The sequence below is a fragment of the Nesterenkonia sedimenti genome, from assembly GCF_012641515.1.
In the GTDB taxonomy this organism is placed as follows: Bacteria; Actinomycetota; Actinomycetes; order Actinomycetales; family Micrococcaceae; genus Nesterenkonia; species Nesterenkonia sedimenti.
Genome location: NZ_JABAHY010000002.1, coordinates 274,179 through 296,839 on the forward strand (window position 1 = coordinate 274,179; position 22,661 = coordinate 296,839).

A 22,661-nucleotide genomic window follows, 5' to 3' on the forward strand; every position below is an offset into this window, starting at 1 on the left:
TGCGGTTGCTGTGACCGGGGGCTCAGGCTGAATATCTCATTGCGTACTCGAAAGGTATTCGAGTGATATATCAGGAGAGCCGCTAGTCTAAGCATGGAAGTGATGTAAGCCACACTAACATGATCTTGGTGATCTGGATCACACTCGATTGAGGAGTCAGAGGATAAATATGGACGTCTATGTCATTGGCAGTGTCTACCCCCAGCTGGAACAGGGGATTGCTGCAGCAGGTGGGAGTATCACTGCCGACTCGAGCAGGGCCCAGGGCGTGGTGGTCAGCGTTGGGGGAAGCCCTGCGGAACTGTTGGAGGTGCTGACTTCGAACCCGGCGATCCGATGGGCCCAGTTGCCCAGTGCTGGTATTGAGAGGTTCAACGATTCGCTCCGCGCTCGTCCCGACCTGGCATGGACAAGCGCTAAAGGGGCCTATGCCGCACCGGTTGCCGAGCATGCATTGGCTCTGACCCTGGCGCTGTTGCGGGAGCTGCCCACCCGTGTGCGTGCCCGCAGCTGGGCCCCTGCCACTGGCACTTCCCTGCACGGGCTGCGCGTCATGGTGGTCGGAGCAGGTGGAGTGGGGCTGGAGACTGCTCGACTTATGCAGTGTTTCGACACCCATGTCACGATGGTGCGCCGACTGCCGAAACCGGTGCCGAGCGCCGATGCCACGATCAGCCTCGATGAGATGCGGGATCACCTGCCCAAGACGGATGTCCTCGTCTTGGCCGCTGCCCTGACTCCGCATACCCACCATATGGTCGATGCCGCTGCCCTTGAGGCCCTGCCCGATGAGGCAATCCTGGTCAACATCGGCCGCGGTGGATTGGTGGACACCGAGGCTCTGGTCAATGCCCTCCAGCGAGAGCAGCTGGCTGGCGCAGCTCTGGATGTCACAGACCCCGAGCCGCTGCCGGATGGCCATCCCCTGTGGGAGGAGCCTCGAGCCCTCATCACGCCACATGCAGCTGACACCCTGGAAATGATCCAGCCCCTGTTTGCCCAGCGGGTGTCCGAGAACCTCCGCCGTGTCATCGCCGTAGAGGAGCTTATTGGCGTCGTCGACGCTGAAGCCGGTTACTGAGTCCCCCTCGCCCACTGGTCGCTCAGGGTGGCCAGTGCCGCGAGGTCCCGGGGACTCCAGCCGCGATCGCGGGCCTCGGTGAATTGGGCAGCAGCCTGCCTGAAGACGTCCAACTTCACGCCTGTGGCATCTGAGCTACGAATCAATAGCCTCTGCGCCTCTTTCAGACCACCGATGGGCGCATTAGAATCCTGGCTGAGATCCTCAGTGAAGGCGATGGGCAGGCAACGTTCCAACATGGTGCTCTGGGCCCAGCCATTGGATAGGGCTCGAGTGGCAGCAGCGTGATCTATGCCGAGGGCCTGGATCAGTTGGGCAGCCTCAGCAGCGACTGCCACATGAGTACTCACCAGCATCTGGTTGATCAATTTCAGTCTCAACCCGCTGCCGGCTGAGCCAAGCCATTCCACAGTTGAGGCATAGGTTGCGGCAACTTCACGCAGAGCGCTCTCGGCCTCCGAGGGTCCACCAGCCATAACGACCAGTGATCCGGATTCGGCAGCAACTGCACCCCCGCTGATCGGGGCATCTACGAAATGCACTCCGTGGGTCTCTGCCTCGGCGGCCAGTTCTTCGGCAGCTTCAGGATCAAAGGTGCCATGCTCAATCAGAATGGTCCCCTCGGCCGCTGCAGCGAGGAGCCCCTCTTCGCCGCTGTACATCTTCCGAATAACTTCGGTGTTGAGCAGGCAACTGAGCACAATATCGCAGGAGGCTGCCAGCTCCGTCGGGGAAGCGGCCTCTTCGGCCCCTGCCTCCACCAGTGGGGCGGAGCGAGCCGGTGTGCGGTTCCAGACTTTCAGTCGGTAACCAGCCTTCAACGCTCGTCGGGCCATGGGAGCGCCCATGGCGCCAAGGCCGATAAACCCTACAGTTGTCATCGTCATCTCCTGTTCCTAAACCAGTCGCTGTCCGCCGTCGACGGGCAGTATCGCCCCTGTGATGAAGTCGTGTTCCAACAAGTTGAGGCAGGCCTGGGTGACATCGCTGGGGGTGCCCGATCGGCGCAGGGGGGTGGTCTCCTGTACGGCCGCACGAATCTCGTGCCAATCCTTGGTGCGCTCAGTTTCGACAAGGCCGGGGGCCACCGCATTGACTCTGACCTCTGGTCCCATGGCCACAGCCAGCATGCGGGTTAGATGCTCTAGGCCCGCTTTACTGACGGCGTAGGGAATGGAGCTGCCGCTGACAGTTGTCGCCGCGACGGAGCTCATGTTGATTACAGCGCCCCGTGCCTTTTTGAGCTCGGTGGCACTGGCGCGGATCAGATGCCAGGGGCCCGCGAGATTCACCCCGAGTATCTGATTGAAGAATTCAGGCTCCAGGGCCTGCAGGTCGCGGTGATCCCGGGGAATGCCAAGGCCCGCGTTATTGATCACCACATCGATGCGGCCGAAGTTCTCAACAGCCTGCTCGGCAATCTCAGTTGCGCCCTGTGGGTCGGAAATATCGGAGTCCACATAGACGCTGTTGCCCAGTTCAGCTGCTAGGGCCCGTCCGATTTCAGTGGTCTGGTAGCCATGCAGAACCAAGCGGTATCCCCGTGCGCTCAACGTGCGGGAGAGCTCTTGCCCGATGCCACCAGTGGCTCCGGTGATGATGGCTACGGGGTCTCCCGACATGATGAACAGGCCTCTTCTCTCCGCGGGGCAGTTCCCTGATTGCGGTCTAGTCGCAGTATCTTCAGGAACTGTATAACAGGTGAAGTGACCTCAATCACCTAGTGAAGCGATGTGTGACACTTCCGGATGGGGAGATGGGCTCCGCCTAGGATGTGAATGTCGAAGGCCAACCAAGGAGGAAACTCATGGCACATGTGCTCACTGTCAAAGGGAAGACGCCGAAAGTGGGGGAGCGGGTCTTTCTGGCCCCCACTGCAGCGGTCACCGGTGATGTGATCATCCACGACGACGCCTCGGTCTTCTATGGAGCCTCCGTCCGCGGTGACTCCGACACCATCACCGTCGGCGAAGGAACTAACCTCCAGGACAACGCTGTTCTCCATGCCGACGCAGGGATCCCCTGCACTCTGGGCAAAGGCGTCTCGGTCGGCCATTCAGCCGTGGTGCATGGTGCCAGCATTGGCGATAACTGTCTGATCGGAATGTCGGCGACCGTGATGAACGGCGCCACCGTGGGGGAGGAGAGTCTCGTGGCAGCAGGTGCGCTGGTTCTCGAAGGCACCGAAATTCCGCCGCGCTCGCTGGTGGCCGGAGTGCCGGCCAAAGTGCGCCGGGAGCTCACCGAGGAGGAAGTCGCCGGCCTGCAGCGCAACGCCGAGGTCTACCTCGAGCTCAAAGAGGCCCATATCGACGCCGAATAGCCACTTCTTCGACTGAATCGAGGAAGTTTGACGAATATAGGCGCTTTACCCGAGCTTGTGACCAGGATCATACTGAGGGTATGAATGCTGAAACCCTCGAAGCGGAACCCACAGTAGAGGCACCAGTAGCTGACGACGGCGTCATCTCAGACCTCTACAACGACCCTTTCCCCATCTACCGCCGGCTGCGTGAAACGGCCCCGGTGCACTGGGTCCCGGCCATCGGCCGCTATCTGGTGGTCGGGTTCAGCGCCATCCACACCATCGACCACGACCCGGAAACCTTCACCGCCAATGAGGAAGGCTCCCTGATGATCCGTGCCATGGGACATTCCATGCTGCGCAAGGATGACCCCGAGCACGCCGAGGAACGCAAAGCCCTCGGTAGCGTCCTGAAGCCTAAGGCCATAAAAACTGTGTGGAACGAAGTCTTCCAGTGCAATTACGAGCGTTACCTCAAGGACTTCATCGCGGAGGCCGAGCCAGACACTGTTGATGGGCAGAAGGTTCTGCGCGCCGATTTCCACACTGGCTTCGCCGAACCCTATGCCGCAGAGAACCTCCGGGAGATCATCGGATTCAAAAACGCCACCTGGCAGGACATCCGCCGATGGAGTCAGGACATGATCAACGCCACCGGAAACTACGCCGATGACCCCGAAATCTGGGACCTCGGCAAGAAGGCTTTCGATGAGGTCGACGACGCCATCGACGAGGTCATCCCGAGCCTGGACGAAAACACCCTGCTGGCCCATATGATCAGCGCCGGGATGCCCATCCACTCCGTGCGAGCCAATATCAAGATGACTATCGGAGGTGGGTTCAACGAACCCCGCGATGCCATGGGCACCACACTTTGGGCGCTGCTGGAGCGACCGGACCAACTAGCCCAGGTCCGCCAGACCGGCGCCAAAGGCTGGGAGCGAGCCTTCGACGAATCCGTGCGCTGGGTGGCACCGATCGGCATGTACTCTCGCCAGACCACCAAGGAGACCGTGCTTGAGGGGATCCGCCTGCCCGCTGGGGCAAAACTCGGGGTCAACGTCGGAGCTGCCAACCGAGACCCCGCCCAGTTCGAGAATCCCGAGGAATTCGATATCAACCGGGAGCAGAAGCCTCATCTGGGCTTCGGGGCAGGCACCCACTACTGCGCCGGAGCCTGGGTGGCCCGAGCTCAGGTTGCCAGAGTCGGGCTGCCCCAGATCGATGCCCAGCTGCCAGGATTGGCACGGGACCCCGAACGCGAGCCCCGCGCTGGTGGATGGGTCTTCCGCGGCATGCTCAGCGTGCCGGTCACCTGGCAGTGCAACTGATCCCTACTTTTCGCAGAACCAAGGAGAACCGATGCCTCGCATCACCTACCACCAGCCCCAGGGCTCCCAGCAGACCATCGAACTCGATGAACCGGCCCCCCTCATGCAGACCGCCCTGCGCAATGGCGTCCCCGGCATCGTGGGCGAATGCGGCGGCCAGGCCATGTGTGCCACCTGTCATGTCTACGTCCGCGAGGACTACCTAGACCAGTTGCCGGAGAAGTCCGAGGATGAGGAGGAGATGCTCGAAGAGGTTGCCTCGCCGTTCGATGAGCGCCGCTCCCGCCTGGGCTGTCAGATCACCATCGGAGAGGACCTCGAGGAGATCGAGGTCGATGTGCCCGAAAGCCAGGTCTGAGCGATGACCCAACCCCTGCAGCCACATGAGCATGTGGTGATCATCGGCACCGGCCAGGCCGGGGTGCAGATGGTCGACTCCCTGCGGCAGAATGGCTTCACCGGCCCGATCACCGTAGTCGGTGATGAACCCCATACGCCCTACCAGAGGCCCCCACTGTCCAAGGAGCTGGCCGGCAGTTCGAGCATCGTCCCCCTGCCCCTGCGCCCGGAGGGTTTCTTCGACCAGGCCGAGACCCAAGCCCTGCTTGGTGTGGAGGTCACCGACCTCGACCCGCAGGCCAAAGAGCTGAAACTCTCCGACGGCGGCAGGCTGAGCTATAACCGCCTGGTCTTGGCCACCGGCGCCCGGAACCGAGACCTGCCCATCGAGGGTGCGGACCTTCAAGGGGTCCATGGGCTCAGAACCCTCGACGACGCCGAGAACCTGCACACTGCCCTGAGTGAAGCCTGGCGGGTGGTCATCGTTGGTGCCGGATTCATCGGTCTCGAAGTCGCCGCTTGCGCGAATAAGCTCGGCAAAGAGGTCACCGTTCTGGAATTCGCCGACCGGCCCATGGCACGGGCACTGACCTCCAGCGCCAGCCATTATGTGGCCGCAGCTCATACCGAAACCGGCATCAACCTCAAACTGGGGGAGGGGATCGCCAGCCTTCAGGGGCAGCACGGCAAGGTCACCACCGCGGTGGGAAGCTCCGGAGAACAGTATCCAGCGGATCTGGTGCTCATCGGCGTCGGCGTCGTTCCCAATACTGAGCTGGCAGAGAATGCCGGCCTGAAGATCTCCAATGGCATCGCCGTCGATACCCAGCTGTGCACCTCAGATCCCCATATTTACGCTGTCGGGGACTGCACGACCTTCCCCAATCACTTCACCGGTGGACCCACGCGTCTGGAGTCCGTGCAGAACGCCACTGATCAGGCACGTTACCTCGGTGCCTTGCTGGTCCAAGGAAACGACGACGACGCCGGCTACCGGGAACTGCCGTGGTTCTGGTCCAACCAGGGGGGTGTGCGCATTCAGATCGCCGGTATCTCAGCCCCCGGTGATGAGGCTGTACTGCGCGGTGACCCCGAGACAGGCAAGTTCTCCGTCCTGTGCTTCCGCGATGGGGCACTGGCTGCTGTGGAGTCGATCAATGCGCCCAAGGACCATATGGCCGCTCGCAAACTCCTGGTCGGCGATACCTCATCGCTGAGCCGAGAAGAGCTCAGCGACCCAGAGACCGACCTCCGCAAACTCGCGAAATCCATAAGATAAGACAGTGTCCTTCACCCTTCGGCAGCTGGAACTATTCACTGCTCTGACCGAGTTCAACACACTCAGTGCCGCAGCCGCCCATCTGCATATCTCGGAATCGGCGCTCTCCCACGCGCTGACGGAACTGGAGAAAACCGCCGGAGAGCCGCTGCTGGTCCGCCGGAAAGCCCGCGGCTATGTACTCACCCCGGCCGGAGAGTACTTTGCTGAGCGCGCGCAGGAGCTGTTGAAGAACGCCGCTGAGCTGGGTGATGCGCTCTCCAACCGTAAGGGTGAGCTCCGTGGTCCAGTGGCCTTGGGGTGTTTCACCGGTCTGGGGCCCACTGTGCTGCCGCCGCTATTCGAACACTTCAGCCGACACCACCCCGAGGTGCAGCTGCAGGTGTCCCTGGGTACTCAGGACGAAATTGTCACCCAACTGCATCAGCGCAATATCGATGCCGCCTTCCTCTATGACATTGACCTCCCGCCCGGGCTACGGCAGGAACCTCTCTACGAGACTGAGGTGGTGGCGGTGCTGCCGGAGGGTCATCGGCTGGCTGAGCGCCAGGCAGTGGCCTTGGAAGACCTCGTCGCTGAACCCCTGATCATGCTGGATTCAATCCCCAGTACCCCGCATACCCACCGCATTTTCCGGGAGCTGGGGTTGACTCCCAGTGTGCTGGCCGCGCTGCCTTCGATTGAGATGGTCCGGGGTCTGGTCGCCCGCGGGTTGGGTTACAGCCTCCTGATGGCCAGGCCCTACAGCACAGTCACAACAGAGGACGGGCGAAAAGTACTCGCCCGTCCTCTGAAACCCCGTTCAGGGGTGACCAACACTGTTGCGGCCTGGCCGCAGGAATATGCCCTCACCGCCCGCGCACGCGCGGTGATCGACCACGGAATAGCCGAATTCGGGGCCTGAATCAGCGGCTGATCACATGCGGCTGGCTGACCTCTTTGAGGCCGTGAGTGCCGAACTCCACGCCGAAGCCAGACTCCCTGGCTCCGCCAAAGGGAACCCGCGGGTCGATAGCCCCGTGCTTATTGATCCAGGTGCTGCCGGCTACCAGGCGGGAGGCAACCTCCTCAGCCCGTTCCGGATTGGAGGACCACACCGATGAACCCAGACCCACATTGAGCGTATTGGACCACTCGATGGCCTGCTCGAGGTCTGTGTACTTCACAATCGGCAGGGCCGGACCGAACTGTTCTTCAACAACCAGGGGGTTCTCCGGGTCGATATCCGCCACCAGAGTGGTGGGGTAGAAGTAGCCGGTGGCGCCCTCCTCGGGGTCCCCGCCGATCAGCACTCGGGCCCCGGAATCCTTAGCGGCCTTGACCAGTCGGTCCACAATCTCCCACTGAGACTTATTCTGCAGCGGGCCCAGAACATTCTGCTCTTCCAGACCAACACCCATGGGCATGTTCTTGGCCACCTCGACGAGAGACTCGCAGACCTCCTCGTAGAGGGATTCCGGAACATAGAGCCGCTTCAGCGCCGCACAGGTTTGACCGGTGTTGATGAAAGCTCCCCAGAAGAGGTCCTCTGCCAGGGCCTTGGGGTCGGCGTCGTCGAGCACGATTCCGGCGTCATTGCCGCCGAGCTCCATGGTCATCCGCTTCACGGTATCGGCGGCATTTTTGATGATGTGCTTACCGGTGGCGGTGGAGCCGGTGAACATGATCTTGGCGATATCGGAGTGCTTGGTCAGCTTCTCACCCAGGTCACCGCGGCCAGGTACAGCGATCAGCACATCTGCCGGCAGCGCGGAGTTGAGCACATCCACCAGTGCCAGAACGCTCAGTGGGGTGTAGCCGCTGGGTTTGATCACCACAGTGTTGCCCTGGCGGAGGGAAGGGGCGATCTGCCAGATGGAGATCATCATTGGCCAGTTCCACGGGCCGATGGCGCCGACGACGCCGAGGGGGCGCCAGTGCAGAACAGCCTTGCCCGAGTCGTCATCGACCAAGGTTTCCGGCTCGAGGCTGAACTCGGCGGTAGCCCGCAGCCAGGAGACGCAGGCCCCGACCTCGAACCGAGCATTGGGGCCGTTGAGCGGTTTTCCCTGCTCCCGGGAGAGCAGATGAGCTAGCTGCTCAGCATTGGTCTCGATGGCATCGGCAGCTGCATGCAGGGCCTTGCTGCGGTCCTGATCGCTGCGCGCAGCCCAACCCGGCTGGGCCGCCTTGGCGCGGGCAACGGCGTCCTCAAGCTCCTCAGCAGTGGCCTCCGGTGCCCGGCCGACCAATTCGCCGGTGGCAGGATCGAAGATCTCTCGTCCGCCCTGGGCAGGCTGTATGCGATCCAGCAGCTCCTGGGTATCTACGGTCATAATCCGGCTCCTCCTTCAAGAGCAGTGTGATGTACATCTCTAGAATGCGTCATCACTGGTGAAGAAGTATTGAGCGCTAGCGCACAGAAATGTGCGGACGGTGCATCAGTGCCTGGGTTCCCTTCTCCGTGGCCCAGGGAGTCAGGGTATGGCGCAGCATCCGCCACTGGCGTTCCGGGGCGGAGAGGGGGGTATGCAGGGCGTATTCGATCTGCAGGCCAGTGCAGAGCCCGAGGATCACATCACTGATCTCATCCAGGGGAGCATCGGGGGCGAGCTCGCCGGTCTCAGCTGCTTCGCTGAGCAGATTGTAGAAGTCGTCATGCCACTGCCTGACAATCTCCGACTGGATCTGACCCATATCCGGCCGAGAGGGGACCCTGCCCCAGAAGCTGACCACCACGAAGGCCTCCTTCTGGGTGACCTCCTCGACCGGAATGATCTCGGAGAGCATCTCGGTCAGAGCCTCCAAGCCCTGGCGGCCCTCGGTGCGGGCGGCTACCCGGCGGTTGGTGTCCTCGAAGATCTGGCGCAGCGCCTCATGGAGGACCTCGTCGAAGCCCTTGAAGTAATGCCATAACGCACCGGTGGCCACGCCCAGTTCAGCAGCCAGGGCCCGGGTGGTGGCAGCCTCCATGCCGTCCCGGGCTGCGAGGTTCAGATAGGTGCTGACAATCTCCTGGCGGCGTGCTTCCCGGTTGACTCGTTTCGGCATGACTTAGATTCTTTCGTACTCAGCGCCAGGCCCGCCAGACAGAGGACCACCTCAACAAGGTTCATCGCCCCCACCGTGGTCCAGGCTTTGACCGAACCATTGCGCCAGAGGTGGCCGGCACAGGGCAGACAGGCCACTGCTGCGGCAGCCATCACCAGACCCAGCACAAGGCCACCGTGGATGAGCATCACCAGGTGCAGCAGTCCCGAGATGCCACCGAGGGCAGCCGCCGTCCTGCGCAGGTACACCGGTTATCCCAGCAGTTCCTCAGTGGCGGAGGTGATGGCCCCCAGCAGTGTGGGCAGATGCTCTTCGCGCAGGGCCAGCGGCGGGCGGATCTTCAATACAGAACCACTGGGGCCGATCTTGCTGAGCAGCACACCCCTGGTCTTGTGCATGAGTCCTCCTGCGAGCAACACCCGAATATTGAGCAAACGCTCAAAAAGGGTTAGCTTGAGTGTGGCACGCATCACGATTGAAGTAAAGGGGTCGCGTGTTCGGTGTCACAAAAACCCTTGTCCAGGGGTGCAGGATGATATACGATCCAAAATACGATCCTGATCGGACGAGGAGGTCCACGGTGACAATAGGCGCCAATCCGCTGCAGAACCCCGGCAAGATCATTGCCGTACACATCAGCTACGAATCCCGAGCCGCAGAACGCGGACGCCGACCCAAAGTCCCCTCCTATTTCTTCAAACCGGCCAGCTCCGTGGCAGCCTCCGGCGATTCCGTGGAGCGTCCCGCCGGCACAGAGCTGCTGGCCTTCGAAGGTGAAATTGCCCTGGTCATCGGGACCGAGGCCCGCAATGTTTCCCAGGAGTTGGCATGGGGCCACGTTCAGGCCGTGACCGCTGCCAATGACTGGGGGCTCTATGACCTCCGCGGGGCGGATAAAGGCTCCAATGTCCGCAATAAAGGCCGTGACGGCTACACCCCGCTGGGTCCGGAGTTGATCGAAGCAGCCGGGGTCGACCCCGAAAGCCTGCGCCTGCGCACCTGGAAGAACGGCAACCTGGTCCAGGAGGACACCACAGCCGGGATGATCTTCCCCTTCGCCCAGCTGATCGCAGACCTCTCCCAGCACCTGACCCTCAAACCCGGCGATGTCATCCTCACCGGCACTCCCGCCGGAGCCTCCGTGGCTGCCCCCGGTGACACCATCGAAATTGAGGTCGATGTCCCGGCCAAAGGTCTCAGCAGCGGTCGGCTCGTCACCACCGTCACCGAAGGCACCGGCGACTTCGACCCCGAACTAGGTGCAACGCCGGTGGTCAACGACCTCCAGCGCGAAGAAGCATGGGGTTCCCGGGAAGCAGCCGGTCTGCCCGAACAGGGCACAGCGCTCACCCCTGAGCTGAAGGCCAAGCTCATCGAGACCCCGGTGGCCGGAATCGCCCAGGAACTGCGCAAACGGGGACTCAATAACGTCGCCATCGACGGCGTACGCCCCACCCGGCCGGGCACCAAACTGGTCGGAGTAGCCAAGACCCTGCGCTTTGTCCCCAACCGTGAGGACCTCTTCAAAACCCACGGCGGCGGTTTCAACGCCCAGAAGCAGGCCTTCGACTCCGTGGCCGAGGACGAGGTCATCGTGATCGAAGCCCGCGGGGAGACCGGCTCCGGAACACTCGGTGACATCCTCGCCCTTCGCGCCCAGGCCCGTGGGGCAGCCGGTGTGGTCACCGATGGGGGAGTCCGCGACTACGCCACCGTCGCCGAAATCGATCTCCCGGTCTTCACTGTCGGAGCTCACCCCGCTGTGCTGGGCCGTAAGCACGTGCCCTGGGACACCGACCTCACCATTGCCTGCGGTGGGGCAACTGTCCAGCCCGGTGACATCATCGTCGGCGACGACGACGGCGTACTGGTCATCCCGCCGCAGCTGGCCGAGGAGGTCGTCGAGGCCGCCCAGGGCAAGGAGGCAGAGGACGCTTGGGTTGCCGACCGGGTCAAAGAAGGCGCACCCATTGCCGAGGTCTTCCCGATGAATAAGGAATGGCGGGCCAAATACGAGGCCGAGCAGGGCGGGGCCTGAGCACATGACCAGTAAATCCGAGCTGACCTACGACTGGATCCGAGAACGGATCCTCTCCCGGGAGTTCAACCCCGGATACCGGCTGGTGCTCAGCAGCATCGCCGCCGAACTCGGGGTCAGCACGGTGCCGGTCCGTGAGGCCATCCGGCGGCTGGAAGCCGAGGGGCTCGTGGAGTTCGAACGCAATGTCGGCGCCCGGGTGGCCATGGTCAATGAGGGTGAATACGTCGACACCATGCAAACTCTCGGGGTTCTGGAAGGTGCGGCCACCGCTTTGGCCCTCCCGCATATCACTGAGGAGGTCCTCAAACGGGCCCAGGCGATCAACGATCAGATGCGGGCGATGCTCACCGATTTCGACCCCGCAGTATTCACCGCACTGAACGAGAAATTCCATAAAGCCATCTGCCAGGCCTGCCCCAACCCGCATATCACCATGTTGGTCGACCGGGGTTGGTCCCGGATGGCGGGCCTGCGCAGCTCAACTTTCAGCTTTGTCCCCGAACGGGCCGCCCGCTCCGTGGAGGAACATGACCAGATTCTGCAGCTGATCCGTACTGAACAAGACCCCACCGAGATTGAAATGACCGTCCGCCAGCACAAATGGCGCACCGTTGAAGCCTTAAAGGAGAAGCACCGATGACACAGCAGTACCAGATCCCCGTCCCGGCTGAACTGCCCGAGCGCATCCAGCACTACATCGACGGCGAATTCGTCGACTCCGCCGACGGCGACACCTTCGACGTTCTGAACCCGGTCACCAATGAGGCCTACATCAAGGCCGCAGCCGGTAAGAAGGCCGATATCGACCGCGCCGTCGAAGCCGCACAGCGTGCCTTCGACGAGGGCTCCTGGTCCTCTGCCCTGCCCCGGGAACGCTCCCGAGTGCTGCATAAGATCGCCGATATCGTCGAAGAGCGCGGGGCCCGACTGGCTGAACTGGAGACCTTCGACACCGGTCTGCCCATCACCCAGGCCCGCAGCCAGGGCCGCCGTGCTGCTGAGAACTTCCGGTTCTTCGCCGATCTCATCGTCGCCCAGGCCGATGACACCTTCAAAGTCCCCGGCCGGCAGATCAACTACGTCAACCGCAAGCCCATCGGTGTTGCCGGTCTGATCACCCCCTGGAACACCCCCTTCATGCTGGAGAGCTGGAAACTGGCCCCGGCCATCGCCACCGGCAACTCCGTGGTGCTCAAGCCCGCCGAGTTCACCCCGCTCTCGGCCGGACTGTGGGCCGGAATCTTCGAAGAGGCCGGTCTGCCCAAGGGCGTGTTCAACCTGGTCAACGGCATCGGTGAGGAAGCCGGTGACGCACTGGTCAAGCACCCCGAGGTCCCGCTGATCTCCTTCACCGGTGAGTCCAAGACTGGTCAGCTGATCTTCGGCAACGCCGCCCCCTGGCTCAAGGGCCTCTCCATGGAGCTGGGCGGCAAATCCCCGGCCATCGTCTTCGCCGATGCAGACCTGGAAGCCGCCATCAACGCCACCATCTTCGGTGTCTTCTCCCTCAACGGGGAACGCTGCACCGCCGGCTCGCGAATCCTGGTCGAACGCAGCATCTACGACGAGTTCGTCGAGCGCTATGCCGCCCAGGCCAAGCGGGTAAAAGTCGGCTTCCCGCATGAGCCCGAAACAGAGGTCGGCGCCCTGGTGCACCCCGAACATTTCGAAAAGGTCCACAGCTATGTGGAACTGGGTAAGACCGAAGGACGCCTGGTCGCCGGCGGCGGACGCCCCGAAGGCTTCGAACAGGGCAACTTCATCGCCCCCACTGTCTTCGCCGATGTCCCGCCCGAGGCCCGGATCTTCCAGGAGGAGATCTTCGGCCCCGTCGTCGCCATCACGCCTTTCGACACTGAGGAAGAAGCCCTTGAGCTGGCCAATAACACCAAATACGGTCTGGCCGCCTATGTCTGGACCAATGACCTCAAGCGCTCCCATAACTTCGCCCAGGCCGTGGAGGCCGGCATGGTCTGGCTGAACTCCAATAACGTCCGCGACCTGCGCACCCCCTTCGGCGGAGTCAAAGCCTCCGGCCTGGGCCACGAGGGCGGCTACCGCTCCATCGACTTCTACACCGACCAGCAGGCCGTGCACATCAACCTCGGCGAGGTCCACAACCCCATCTTCGGAAAGAGCAAGGACGCTTGATATGACAGAAAACCGCATTCCCACGCCGTCGTCGCCGGCTCCAGACGTACTCCGGTGCGCCTATATGGAACTGGTGGTCACCGACCTCGCCCGTTCCCGTGACTTCTACGTGGACGTGCTGAACCTGGTGGTCACCGCAGAGGACGAGGACGTCATCTACCTGCGCTCGATGGAGGAGTTCATCCACCACAACCTGGTGCTCCGCCAGGGCCCCGAACCGGCAGTGGCCGCCTTCGCCTACCGGGTGCGCAGCCCCGAGGAACTGGATAAGGCTGAGGCCTTCTACACCGAACTCGGCTGCCCGGTGCGCAGGAGCAAGGACGGATTCCTCAAAGGCATCGGCGAGGCCGTCCGTGTCCAGGACCCGCTCGGCTTCCCCCTGGAGTTCTTCTACGAGGTCGACCACGTCGAGCGCCTGGCCTGGCGCTACGACCTGCACACCCCCGGAACCCTGGTACGGCTGGACCACTTCAACCAGGTCTTCCCCGATGTGCCCAAGGCCGTGGCCCATATGGAAGACCTCGGCTTCCGGGTCACCGAGGACATCCAGGACGAGGAAGGAACCACCTACGCCGCCTGGATGCGCCGCAAACCGACCGTGCACGACACCGCAATGACCGGCGGGGCCGGGCCGCGGATGCACCATGTGGCCTTCGCTACCCACGAGAAGCACAACATCCTGGCCATCTGTGACAAGCTCGGCGCCCTGCGGCTCTCCGACGCCATCGAGCGCGGTCCCGGACGGCACGGAGTCTCCAATGCCTTCTACCTCTACCTGCGCGACCCCGATGGGCACCGGGTGGAGATCTACACCCAGGACTACTACACCGGGGACCCAGATAACCCCCGGGTGACCTGGGATGTCCACGACAACCAGCGCCGCGACTGGTGGGGCAACCCTGTAGTGCCCTCCTGGTACACCGAGGCATCCACCGTGCTGGACCTCGACGGCAACCCGATCCCCACCACTGAGCGCACCGACAGCTCAGAGATGGAGGTCACCATCGGCGCCGACGGGTTCTCCTACACCCGCAAGGAGGACGGCGAGGACTCCATGCCCGAATACAAACAGGGCGAATACAAGCTCGGACACCAGCTCTAAGGACACCCATGCTCTCCCAAGAAACCATCACCGCCATCGCCGATGAGCTCGCAGATGCGGAGAAGAACCGCAGCACCGTCCCGCTGCTGACTGCACGGCATCCGGAGATGACCATTGAGGACTCCTATGCGGTGCAGAACGAATGGCGCCGCCGCGGAATCGAGGCAGGACGCAAGCCAGTGGGCCGAAAGATCGGTCTGACCTCAAAGGTCATGCAGGATGCCACCGGTATCACCGAACCCGACTATGGGGCGATCTTCGCCGATATGGTCTACGAAAACGGCTCGGTGATCGAACACAGCAAGTTCTCCAATGTGCGTATCGAGGTGGAACTGGCCTTTGTGCTCGGCAAGGAGCTCAGCGGCCCCGATGTGACCGTCTTCGACGTTATGGCAGCCACCGACTACGTCATCCCCGCCCTGGAGATCCTCTCCAGCAGGATCGAGATGAAGGGCCGGACCATCGTTGACACCATCAGCGATAACGCCGCCATGGGCGCCATGGTCTACGGCGGAAACCCAGTGAAACCCCATGAGACCGACCTCCGCTGGGCCTCCGCGCTGCTCTACCGCAACGAGACCATCGAGGAGACCGGGGTCGCCGCCGCCGTGCTGAACCACCCCGCCAATGGTGTGGTCTGGCTGGCCAATAAGCTCAGCCAGCACGGTGACTCCCTGGCTCCCGGGGAGATCATCCTCGCGGGATCCTTCACCCGCCCGATGTGGGTCAACGCCGGTGACACCGTGATCTGCGACTACGGAAACCTGGGGACGGTGACATGCCGCTTCGACTAGAACCAACCCTGCGGGAGCAGATCAGCTCCGCAGACCGCACTCTCTTCGGCGGCTGGATCTGCTCCGGCTCTCCGGTTGCTGCCGAGATCATGGCCGGGGCGGGTCTGGACTGGCTGCTCATCGATATGGAGCATGCCCCCAACGGTCTGGAATCCGTGCTCGCCCATCTGCATGCCGTCTCCGGCTATGGCTCCACTCCAGTGGTGCGTGTCCCGGTGGGGGAGACTGTGACCGTCAAACAGGTCCTGGACCTCGGTGCCCAGAACATCCTGGTGCCCATGGTCTCCACCGCAGAGCAGGCCCGTGAGGTCGCCGCCATGGCGCAGTACCCACCGGCCGGTGTCCGCGGTGTGGGCAGTGCCCTGGCACGCTCGGCCCGCTGGAACCGGGTGCCCCAGTACCTGCAGAACGGTGCTGAGCATGTCTCGGTCTTCGTGCAGATCGAAACCGCCGAAGGGATCAGCAACGCCGCTGAGATCGCCGCCGTCGAGGGGATCGACGGAGTCTTCTGCGGCCCCAGCGATCTTGCTGCCTCCATGGGGCTGATCGGCCAGCAGACCCACCCCGATGTGATCGCCAAGGTCAAAGACGCCTTCACTGCCGTCACCGCCGCCGGCAAACCCGCAGGGGTCAACGCCTTCGACCCCCAGGCAGCCCAGGACTATGTGGCCGCAGGGGCCTCCTATGTCCTGGTCGGGGCCGACGTCGCCCTCATCGCCCGCGGTTCGGAGAAACTCGCCGCGGATTACATTCCTGAACAGCCGAAGGAGCAATGATGCACTTCCACCACCACGGTTATGTCACCGGGGATCCGCGCAACCAGGCCCCGGCCGGCATCGGCAAGGACCGCCCAGCGGACCTCCCCGATGAGATGGATGTCCTGATCGTGGGAACCGGACCGGCCGGAATGATCACCGCCGCTCAGCTCTCCCAGTACCCCGAGGTGCACACCCGGATCATCGAACAGCGCCCCGGGCGTCTGGAGGTCGGTCAGGCCGATGGCATTCAGGCCCGCAGCGTGGAGACCTTCCAGGCATTCGGCTTCGCCGATGAGATCACCAATGAGGCCTACCGGATCACCGAAATGGCCTTCTGGAAGCCCAATCCGGATAACCCCGACCATATTGTCCGGACCTCCCGCCCGCTCGACGATGAGCACGGCATCAGCGAGTTCCCGCATCTGATCGTCAACCAGGCCCGGGTGCTGGACTACTTTAACGAGTTCATGGGGCGTTCGGCCTCACGCATCACCCCCGATTACGGGGTGGAGTTCCTCGACCTCAAAGTCACTGAGGATCCGGACTACCCCGTTGAGGTCACCGTCCGGCACCACACTGGGAAATACGAGAGCCGGGAACGGATCGTCCGGGCCAAATACGTCCTGGGTGCCGATGGCGCTCGCAGCCGCGTGCGCCGCTGTATTGGACGGAAGCTTGAGGGAGATACGGCCAAGCACGCCTGGGGTGTGATGGATGTACTGGCCGAGACCGATTTCCCCGATATTCGGCTCAAATGCGCCATCCAGTCCCGCTCCGGCGGCAATATCCTGCTGATCCCCCGTGAGGGCGGGCATCTCTTCCGGATGTATGTGGACCTCGGTGAAGTCGCCGACGACGACGGCGGCAAGGTTCGCCAGACCAGTCTGGATGCCATCATCGAGAAGGCCAATAGCATCATTCACCCCTACACCCTCGAGGTCCGGCATGTGGCCTGGCACAGTGTCTACGAGGTCGGCCATCGGGTCACCGATAAATTCGACGATGTCCCCGAGGACCTCACCGGTGAACGCACCCCACGGGTCTTCATCGCCGGGGATGCCTGCCATACCCATAGCGCCAAGGCCGGTCAGGGCATGAACGTCTCCATGCAGGATGGCTTCAACCTGGGTTGGAAACTGGGCCAGGTGGTCACCGGACGCAGCCCCGAAGCTCTGTTGAGCACCTACTCGGAGGAGCGGCAGGAGGTGGCCCAGAACCTCATCGACTTCGATAAGGAATGGTCCACCCTGATGGCTAAGAAGCCTGAGGAGATGGAAGACCCTTCGGTTCTGGAGGACTTCTACGTCAAGACCTTCGAGTTCCCCGCTGGATTTATGACCGAGTACAAGCCCTCGGTGATCACCGGCACCGCTGAACACCAGGAGCTGGCGGAGGGGTGGACCGTGGGCAAGCGGTTCAAATCTGCGGAGGTCTCCCGGGTCTGTGATGGCAATCCGCTTCACCTGGGTCATCTCGCCACCGCCGACGGACGCTGGCGGATCTACGCCTTCGCCGATGCTCCGGCAGCCGGTGAGGACTCCAAGCTGAGCCGGTGGGCCGAGTGGCTGAAGACTGCTCCGGAGTCACCGGTGGTGCGCTTCACTCCTGCTGATGGAGACGATGACGCGATCTTCGACACCAAGGTGATCTATCAGCAGAAACACCCCGAGGTTGATATCAGTGCTGTCCCCGAGGTCTTCAAACCGAAGGTCGGTCCCTTTAGGCTGACCTACTACAACGATGTCTTCGGTATTCACCCGCAGACGGATATTTTTGAGGAGCGAGGGATCAGCCGCGATGGCGCCGTCGTCGTCGTCCGGCCTGACCAGTACGTGGCGCATGTTTTGCCGTTGACTGCTACCGCAGAGTTGGCGGAGTTCTTCAACGGCATCTTCCTTGACCCAGATCGGAGTGCATAATGAGCACCACCTTTGATGTCACCAATCCAGCCACCGATGACGTGATCGGCAATGTCGCCGATCTGGATTCGGCTGCCGTTATCGAGCAGGTCGGCCGGGCCCATAAGGCCTTTGCCGAATGGCGGGAGGTCCCGCCGAGGCGCCGGGCTGAGATTCTGCAGAATGCCTACAGCCGGATGATCGCCGATCTCGAGCGACTGCGCGATATTGTGGTCGCCGAGAACGGTAAGTCTCAGGCTGATGCCGAGGCGGAGATCAAATATGCCGCGGAGTTCTTCCGCTGGTATGCCGAGGAGGCAGTGCGGCTCGACGGTGAGTACACCACCGCCCCGGCCGGGGGAGTGCGCAATGTGGTCACCCGGCATCCGGTGGGTGTGGCCCTGCTGATCACCCCGTGGAATTTCCCGGCAGCGATGGCCACCCGCAAGATCGGTCCCGCTCTGGCCGCTGGTTGCACGGTGGTGCTCAAACCGGCCCGGGAGACTCCACTGACCGCGGTGGCGATCACTGAGATCCTGCATGCGGCTGGTGTGCCTGAGGATGCCGTGCAGGTGGCAACCACCACTGCGACCCGGGATGTAGTGCCGGCAGTTCTGGCCGATGACCGAGTCAAGAAGCTCTCCTTCACCGGTTCCACTGCAGTGGGGCGGACTCTATTGGCCGAATGCTCCAAGCGGGTGGTCAACGCTTCGATGGAGCTGGGCGGCAATGCCCCGTTCATCGTGACCGGGGATGCCGATATTGATGCTGCCGTGGCTGGTGCGATGGTCGCTAAGTTCCGCAATGGTGGGCAGGCCTGTACTGCTGCCAACCGCTTCTATGTGCACCGCGATGCAGTGGAGGCCTTCACCCAGAAGTTCGGAGAGAAGATCTCAGCGATGAGCGTGGGGGACCCGGCAACCGGTACCGATATCGGTCCGATGATCCACGCCAAGGCGGGTTCGGAGATCCGGGAGCTCATTCAGGGTGCGGTGGACCAGGGTGCAGAGATTTCTGCTCAGGCTCAGTTGCCCGATGGTGCAGGGGATGCCTATGTGGCACCGACCCTGCTAACCGGAGTACCCCAGGATGCTGCGATCCTGCATGAGGAGATCTTCGGCCCAGTGGCTCCGGTGGTCGTTTGGGATGACCTCGAGGAGCTGATTCCGCTGGCCAATGACGCCGAAGTTGGGCTCTCCTCCTACGTTTATGCCGGAGATCTGAAGGCAGCGATGAAGATCGGTGAGCGCCTGGAGGCCGGCATGGTCGGTATCAACCGCGGTATCGTCTCCGATCCCTCAGCACCCTTTGGCGGCGTCAAGCAGGCCGGTATCGGCCGTGAAGGCGGCCACTGGGGAATCGAGGAATTCACCGAGGTTCAGTACCTCAGCGTCGACTGGTCCTAGCCACGGCCCTCCTGGGATTACTAACTGATCGGTCGGTAAGTCTGCTAAAATCATACCCAGAGTGATCTGCATCACGTAGACGAGGTTTTCTAAGTATCTATCTCGCATCACCCTGGGCGGCTTGTGGCCACTATTTTCGCATCGCGGAAACTGCGCGGCTTACCGACCGCTCATTCAGTATTGAGGCAGTCTCAAGGAGGAAACCATGAAAGCATCCGGTTCACCTATCCGGTTCACGGCGGCTCTGGCCGCATCAGCCCTGCTGCTGACCGCCTGCAACGGCGACAGCGACGATGGCAACGGCGGGGAAGCCGCTGACAGCTATTCCATCGGCATAACCCAGATTGTCTCCCACCCGGCCCTGGACAACGCGCGGGAGGGGTTCAAGGCCGCTTTTGAGGATGCCGATATTGAGGTCGAATGGGATGAACAGAATGCTCAGGGCGAGCAGGCTACTGCCTCGAATATCGCCGGGACTTTCGCCACCGCCGATCTCGACCTCATCCACTCCATCGCTACTCCCACATCTCAGGCAGCGGCTCAGCAGATCACCGATGCACCCATCGTCTTCTCCTCGGTGACGGATCCCGAGGAAGCCGGGTTGGTGGACTCCTGGGATGAGCCCGGTGGGAACATCACCGGTGCCTCGGATATGAACCCGGTGGCCGAGCAGCTGGAGCTGCTCCAGGAGATCGTCCCCGAAGTGGAGGCTGTCGGTGTTGTCTACTCCTCGGGCGAGACCAACTCCCAGGTCCAGGTGGATATGTTGAACGAAGCAGCTGCAGAGCTGGGCCTTGAAGTTCAGGAGGCCACAGTTTCGGCATCTGCGGAGGTGCAGCAGGGCGTGGAGTCCCTGAACGTGGACGCCATCTACGTGCCCACCGACAATGCAGTGGTCTCCGCACTGGAAGCAGTCCTTCAGTATGGACAGCAGAACGATGTTCCGATCATTGCAGCGGAGGCAGATTCGGTGCTCCGCGGGGCAGTGGCCACCTACGGCATTGACTACACCCAGCTGGGTTATCAGGCAGGGGAGATGGCCATCCGGATCCTGGTCGACGGGGAGGACCCGGCCAGCATGCCGGTGGAGACTCAGTCCGATCTCGAGCTGACCGTCAACCCGGAGGCTGCAGAGGCCATGGGCATCGAGCTCAGTGATGACTTGGTTGAGCGGGCCGACGTTGTCGTCGGTGTTGATGAGGAGCCCCTGGATCCGTCTGAAGCCGGAGAGGGCGACGACGAAGAAGAATGATCACCGCATTAGAACTCGGACTGATCTATGCGATAGTCGCGCTGGGGGTGTACCTCACCTTCAGGATCCTGAACTTCCCGGACCTGACAGTTGACGGTTCGTTCACCTCCGGTGCGGCCACCGCAGCCATTCTGATCGTCAATGAGGTCAATCCTTTCCTGGCCACGGCCGTGGCATTCCTAGTCGGCGCCCTGGCGGGGCTGATCACCGGGCTGCTGCACACCAAGGGAAATATCAACGGGCTGTTGGCCGGGATCCTAACTATGATCGGGCTGTACTCGATCAACTTGCGGATTATGGGTGGGGCCAATATCCCCCTGCTGGGGGAGGACACAGTGATCTCTACCCTGCGCGAGTTTGTCGGCACGGGGTGGACCTCGGTGGCTGTGTTGGTAGCCATGGCCCTGGTGTTCAAAGTGATCCTGGACTGGTTCCTGCACACTGATGCGGGATTGGCCCTGCAGGCAACAGGTGATAACGAACAGATGATCCGGTCCTTCGCTGTTTCAACGGACCGGATGAAGATTATCGGTTTGATGCTTTCGAACGGACTGGTGGGCCTGGCCGGTGCTGTAGTGGCCCAGCATCAGGGTTTCGCCGATATCGGTATGGGCATCGGCCTGATTCTGGTGGGTCTTGCCTCTGTGATCGTGGGACAGGCGATCTTTGGAACGCGTCTGGTCATTCAGGCCACGATGGCCGTTGTGCTTGGCGCGGTGATCTACCGGCTGGCAATTCAGCTGGCGCTGAACGCGGGCCTGAACCCCAACGATATGAAGCTGATGTCTGCTCTGCTGGTGATTGCGGCGCTGCTGCTGCCGCAGTGGAAGGGCTTCCGCAGGATCGCCAGTTGGCGTAAGGGACGTTCGGCTTTGGATGCTGCAGCAGAGGCCACGCTGACATCGGAGGCCAAGGTGCCGAGCAGCAATGCTCAGGGAAACAAGGTGGGTTGAGATGTTGAACGTCAATGCAGTCTCCAAGACTTTCTTTCCCGGTACGGTCAATGAACGCCGTGCCCTTGTGGATGTGGATCTGCAGCTGGCTGCAGGCGACTTCGTTACGGTCATCGGTTCCAATGGTGCGGGTAAGTCCACTGTGCTCAACACCGTCGCCGGGCGCATCGTCCAGGACACCGGCGTGGTGGAACTTGATGGTCGCAATGTCTCCAAACTCAAGGAACATCAGCGTGCTGCCCAGGTGGGGCGGGTGTTTCAGGACCCCATGGCCGGCACCAGCCCGAACCTCACTATTGAGGAGAACTTGGCTCTTGCCGATAAACGTGGCAGGGCTAGGGGGTTGGGTCTGGGCGTGAGCAAAGCGAAGCGGGAGCGTTTCTCCCGTGAGCTGGAGGTCTTGGAACTGGGATTGGAGAACCGGCTCAAGACGAAGGTGGGACTGCTCTCCGGGGGGCAGCGGCAGGCGCTGAGCCTGCTGATGGCCACATTCTCGCAGCCGAAGATTCTGCTGCTGGATGAGCATACGGCGGCCTTGGACCCCCAGCGAGCGGAATTGGTGACTCGGCTAACCAAGAAGGTTGTTCAGGAGCAGCAACTGACTACCCTGATGGTCACCCACAATATGGCTCAGGCCTTGGAGGTGGGCAACCGGTTGATCATGATGCATGAGGGCCGGATCATCCTGGATGTCAGCCAGGAGGAGAAGGTGAAGCTATCGCCGGAGGACCTCTTGGCGGAGTTCGCCAAAATCAAGGGAGTAGCCCTTGATGACAAGACGATGCTGCAGTAACGGCTGAGGTCGGAGATTCCCAGTGCTCAGGCTGCTTTAGCGCGAGGCCTGTTGTCGAGGCTGTCCCCAGGTGGGTCCGCATTCGGTGGTGGGAGGTAGCCGTGGGATTTGAGCCGATGGTGGCGTCTACAGAGTGCCCAGAGGTTGG

The 22,661-nt window shown here is 62.2% G+C and carries 23 protein-coding genes; 17 read left to right on the forward strand and 6 right to left on the reverse strand.

Going from position 1 to position 22,661, the window contains the following annotated elements; all coding sequences use genetic code 11:
- Positions 1-169 precede the first annotated feature (169 nt).
- Entirely contained in the window at positions 170-1,081 is a 912-nt protein-coding gene (locus HGQ17_RS04330; protein WP_168886725.1) for an NAD(P)-dependent oxidoreductase, read from the forward strand.
- Here HGQ17_RS04330 and HGQ17_RS04335 read toward each other — a convergent pair.
- On the reverse strand, positions 1,075-1,962 hold the full coding sequence (locus HGQ17_RS04335) for an NAD(P)-dependent oxidoreductase (protein ID WP_168886726.1): 888 nt from the start codon (positions 1,960-1,962) through the stop codon (positions 1,075-1,077). The two genes, HGQ17_RS04330 and HGQ17_RS04335, sit on opposite strands and share 7 nt — an antisense overlap.
- Positions 1,963-1,977: 15 nt before the next feature.
- Entirely contained in the window at positions 1,978-2,703 is a 726-nt protein-coding gene (locus HGQ17_RS04340; protein WP_168886727.1) for an SDR family NAD(P)-dependent oxidoreductase, read from the reverse strand.
- Positions 2,704-2,888: 185 nt separating this feature from the next.
- Between HGQ17_RS04340 and HGQ17_RS04345 the strand changes: the two genes are divergently transcribed.
- The 5 genes from HGQ17_RS04345 (at position 2,889) to HGQ17_RS04365 (ending at position 7,239) form a co-directional block, all read left to right on the forward strand.
- Complete coding sequence (locus tag HGQ17_RS04345) at positions 2,889-3,404, forward strand: gamma carbonic anhydrase family protein (protein ID WP_168886728.1); 516 nt, start codon at positions 2,889-2,891, stop codon at positions 3,402-3,404.
- An 80-nt stretch (positions 3,405-3,484) separates the two neighbouring features.
- Positions 3,485-4,717, forward strand: coding sequence for a cytochrome P450 (locus tag HGQ17_RS04350; protein WP_168886729.1), 1,233 nt, complete (start codon positions 3,485-3,487; stop codon positions 4,715-4,717).
- A gap of 31 nt (positions 4,718-4,748) precedes the next feature.
- A complete protein-coding gene (locus HGQ17_RS04355; RefSeq protein WP_168886730.1) occupies positions 4,749-5,075 on the forward strand; it encodes a 2Fe-2S iron-sulfur cluster-binding protein in 327 nt (108 codons plus the stop codon).
- 3 nt (positions 5,076-5,078) lie between these two features.
- Complete coding sequence (locus tag HGQ17_RS04360) at positions 5,079-6,335, forward strand: NAD(P)/FAD-dependent oxidoreductase (RefSeq protein ID WP_168886731.1); 1,257 nt, start codon at positions 5,079-5,081, stop codon at positions 6,333-6,335.
- Between the two features lie 4 nt (positions 6,336-6,339).
- Positions 6,340-7,239: a LysR family transcriptional regulator gene (locus tag HGQ17_RS04365; RefSeq protein WP_168886732.1), complete on the forward strand. Its 900-nt coding sequence runs from the start codon at positions 6,340-6,342 to the stop codon at positions 7,237-7,239.
- Position 7,240: 1 nt separating this feature from the next.
- Here the strand turns inward: HGQ17_RS04365 and HGQ17_RS04370 are convergent, their stop codons facing one another.
- The 4 genes from HGQ17_RS04370 to HGQ17_RS04385 all read right to left on the reverse strand — a co-directional run bounded on the left by HGQ17_RS04370 (position 7,241) and on the right by HGQ17_RS04385 (position 9,763).
- On the reverse strand, positions 7,241-8,650 hold the full coding sequence (locus HGQ17_RS04370) for an aldehyde dehydrogenase family protein (RefSeq protein WP_168886733.1): 1,410 nt from the start codon (positions 8,648-8,650) through the stop codon (positions 7,241-7,243).
- Positions 8,651-8,726: 76 nt separating this feature from the next.
- On the reverse strand, positions 8,727-9,365 hold the full coding sequence (locus tag HGQ17_RS04375; RefSeq protein ID WP_168886734.1) for a TetR/AcrR family transcriptional regulator: 639 nt from the start codon (positions 9,363-9,365) through the stop codon (positions 8,727-8,729).
- A complete protein-coding gene (locus HGQ17_RS04380) occupies positions 9,308-9,613 on the reverse strand; it encodes a hypothetical protein (RefSeq protein WP_168886735.1) in 306 nt (101 codons plus the stop codon). The genes HGQ17_RS04375 and HGQ17_RS04380 overlap by 58 nt, the downstream gene beginning before the upstream one ends.
- 3 nt (positions 9,614-9,616) lie before the next feature.
- A complete protein-coding gene (locus tag HGQ17_RS04385; protein WP_168886736.1) occupies positions 9,617-9,763 on the reverse strand; it encodes a hypothetical protein in 147 nt (48 codons plus the stop codon).
- A 134-nt stretch (positions 9,764-9,897) separates the two neighbouring features.
- Between HGQ17_RS04385 and HGQ17_RS04390 the strand changes: the two genes are divergently transcribed.
- From HGQ17_RS04390 to HGQ17_RS04440, 11 genes are all read left to right on the forward strand, one after another.
- Positions 9,898-11,403, forward strand: a complete 1,506-nt coding sequence (locus tag HGQ17_RS04390; RefSeq protein WP_168886737.1) for a fumarylacetoacetate hydrolase family protein — start codon at positions 9,898-9,900, stop codon at positions 11,401-11,403.
- 4 nt (positions 11,404-11,407) lie between these two features.
- Positions 11,408-12,046, forward strand: a complete 639-nt coding sequence (locus tag HGQ17_RS04395; RefSeq protein WP_168886738.1) for a GntR family transcriptional regulator — start codon at positions 11,408-11,410, stop codon at positions 12,044-12,046.
- The gene (hpaE, locus tag HGQ17_RS04400) at positions 12,043-13,557 is read left to right on the forward strand and encodes a 5-carboxymethyl-2-hydroxymuconate semialdehyde dehydrogenase (protein ID WP_168886739.1); all 1,515 of its coding nucleotides are present in this window, start codon (positions 12,043-12,045) and stop codon (positions 13,555-13,557) included. The genes HGQ17_RS04395 and hpaE overlap by 4 nt, the downstream gene beginning before the upstream one ends.
- 1 nt (position 13,558) lies before the next feature.
- Positions 13,559-14,659: a 3,4-dihydroxyphenylacetate 2,3-dioxygenase gene (gene hpaD, locus HGQ17_RS04405; RefSeq protein WP_168886740.1), complete on the forward strand. Its 1,101-nt coding sequence runs from the start codon at positions 13,559-13,561 to the stop codon at positions 14,657-14,659.
- Positions 14,660-14,667: 8 nt separating this feature from the next.
- Entirely contained in the window at positions 14,668-15,453 is a 786-nt protein-coding gene (hpaH, locus tag HGQ17_RS04410; RefSeq protein WP_168886741.1) for a 2-oxo-hept-4-ene-1,7-dioate hydratase, read from the forward strand.
- Entirely contained in the window at positions 15,438-16,229 is a 792-nt protein-coding gene (locus HGQ17_RS04415; protein ID WP_168886742.1) for an HpcH/HpaI aldolase family protein, read from the forward strand. Before hpaH ends, HGQ17_RS04415 begins: the two co-directional genes overlap by 16 nt.
- Complete coding sequence (locus HGQ17_RS04420) at positions 16,229-18,130, forward strand: FAD-binding monooxygenase (protein ID WP_168886773.1); 1,902 nt, start codon at positions 16,229-16,231, stop codon at positions 18,128-18,130. Before HGQ17_RS04415 ends, HGQ17_RS04420 begins: the two co-directional genes overlap by 1 nt.
- Complete coding sequence (locus HGQ17_RS04425) at positions 18,130-19,515, forward strand: NAD-dependent succinate-semialdehyde dehydrogenase (protein WP_168886743.1); 1,386 nt, start codon at positions 18,130-18,132, stop codon at positions 19,513-19,515. Before HGQ17_RS04420 ends, HGQ17_RS04425 begins: the two co-directional genes overlap by 1 nt.
- 205 nt (positions 19,516-19,720) lie before the next feature.
- Complete coding sequence (locus HGQ17_RS04430; RefSeq protein ID WP_168886744.1) at positions 19,721-20,767, forward strand: ABC transporter substrate-binding protein; 1,047 nt, start codon at positions 19,721-19,723, stop codon at positions 20,765-20,767.
- Complete coding sequence (locus HGQ17_RS04435; RefSeq protein ID WP_168886745.1) at positions 20,764-21,720, forward strand: ABC transporter permease; 957 nt, start codon at positions 20,764-20,766, stop codon at positions 21,718-21,720. The genes HGQ17_RS04430 and HGQ17_RS04435 overlap by 4 nt, the downstream gene beginning before the upstream one ends.
- A 1-nt stretch (position 21,721) precedes the next feature.
- Positions 21,722-22,513 carry an ABC transporter ATP-binding protein gene (locus HGQ17_RS04440; RefSeq protein ID WP_168886746.1) on the forward strand — a complete coding sequence of 264 codons (792 nt, stop codon included), beginning with the start codon at positions 21,722-21,724 and terminating at the stop codon, positions 22,511-22,513.
- The last annotated feature ends 148 nt before the right edge of the window (positions 22,514-22,661 follow it).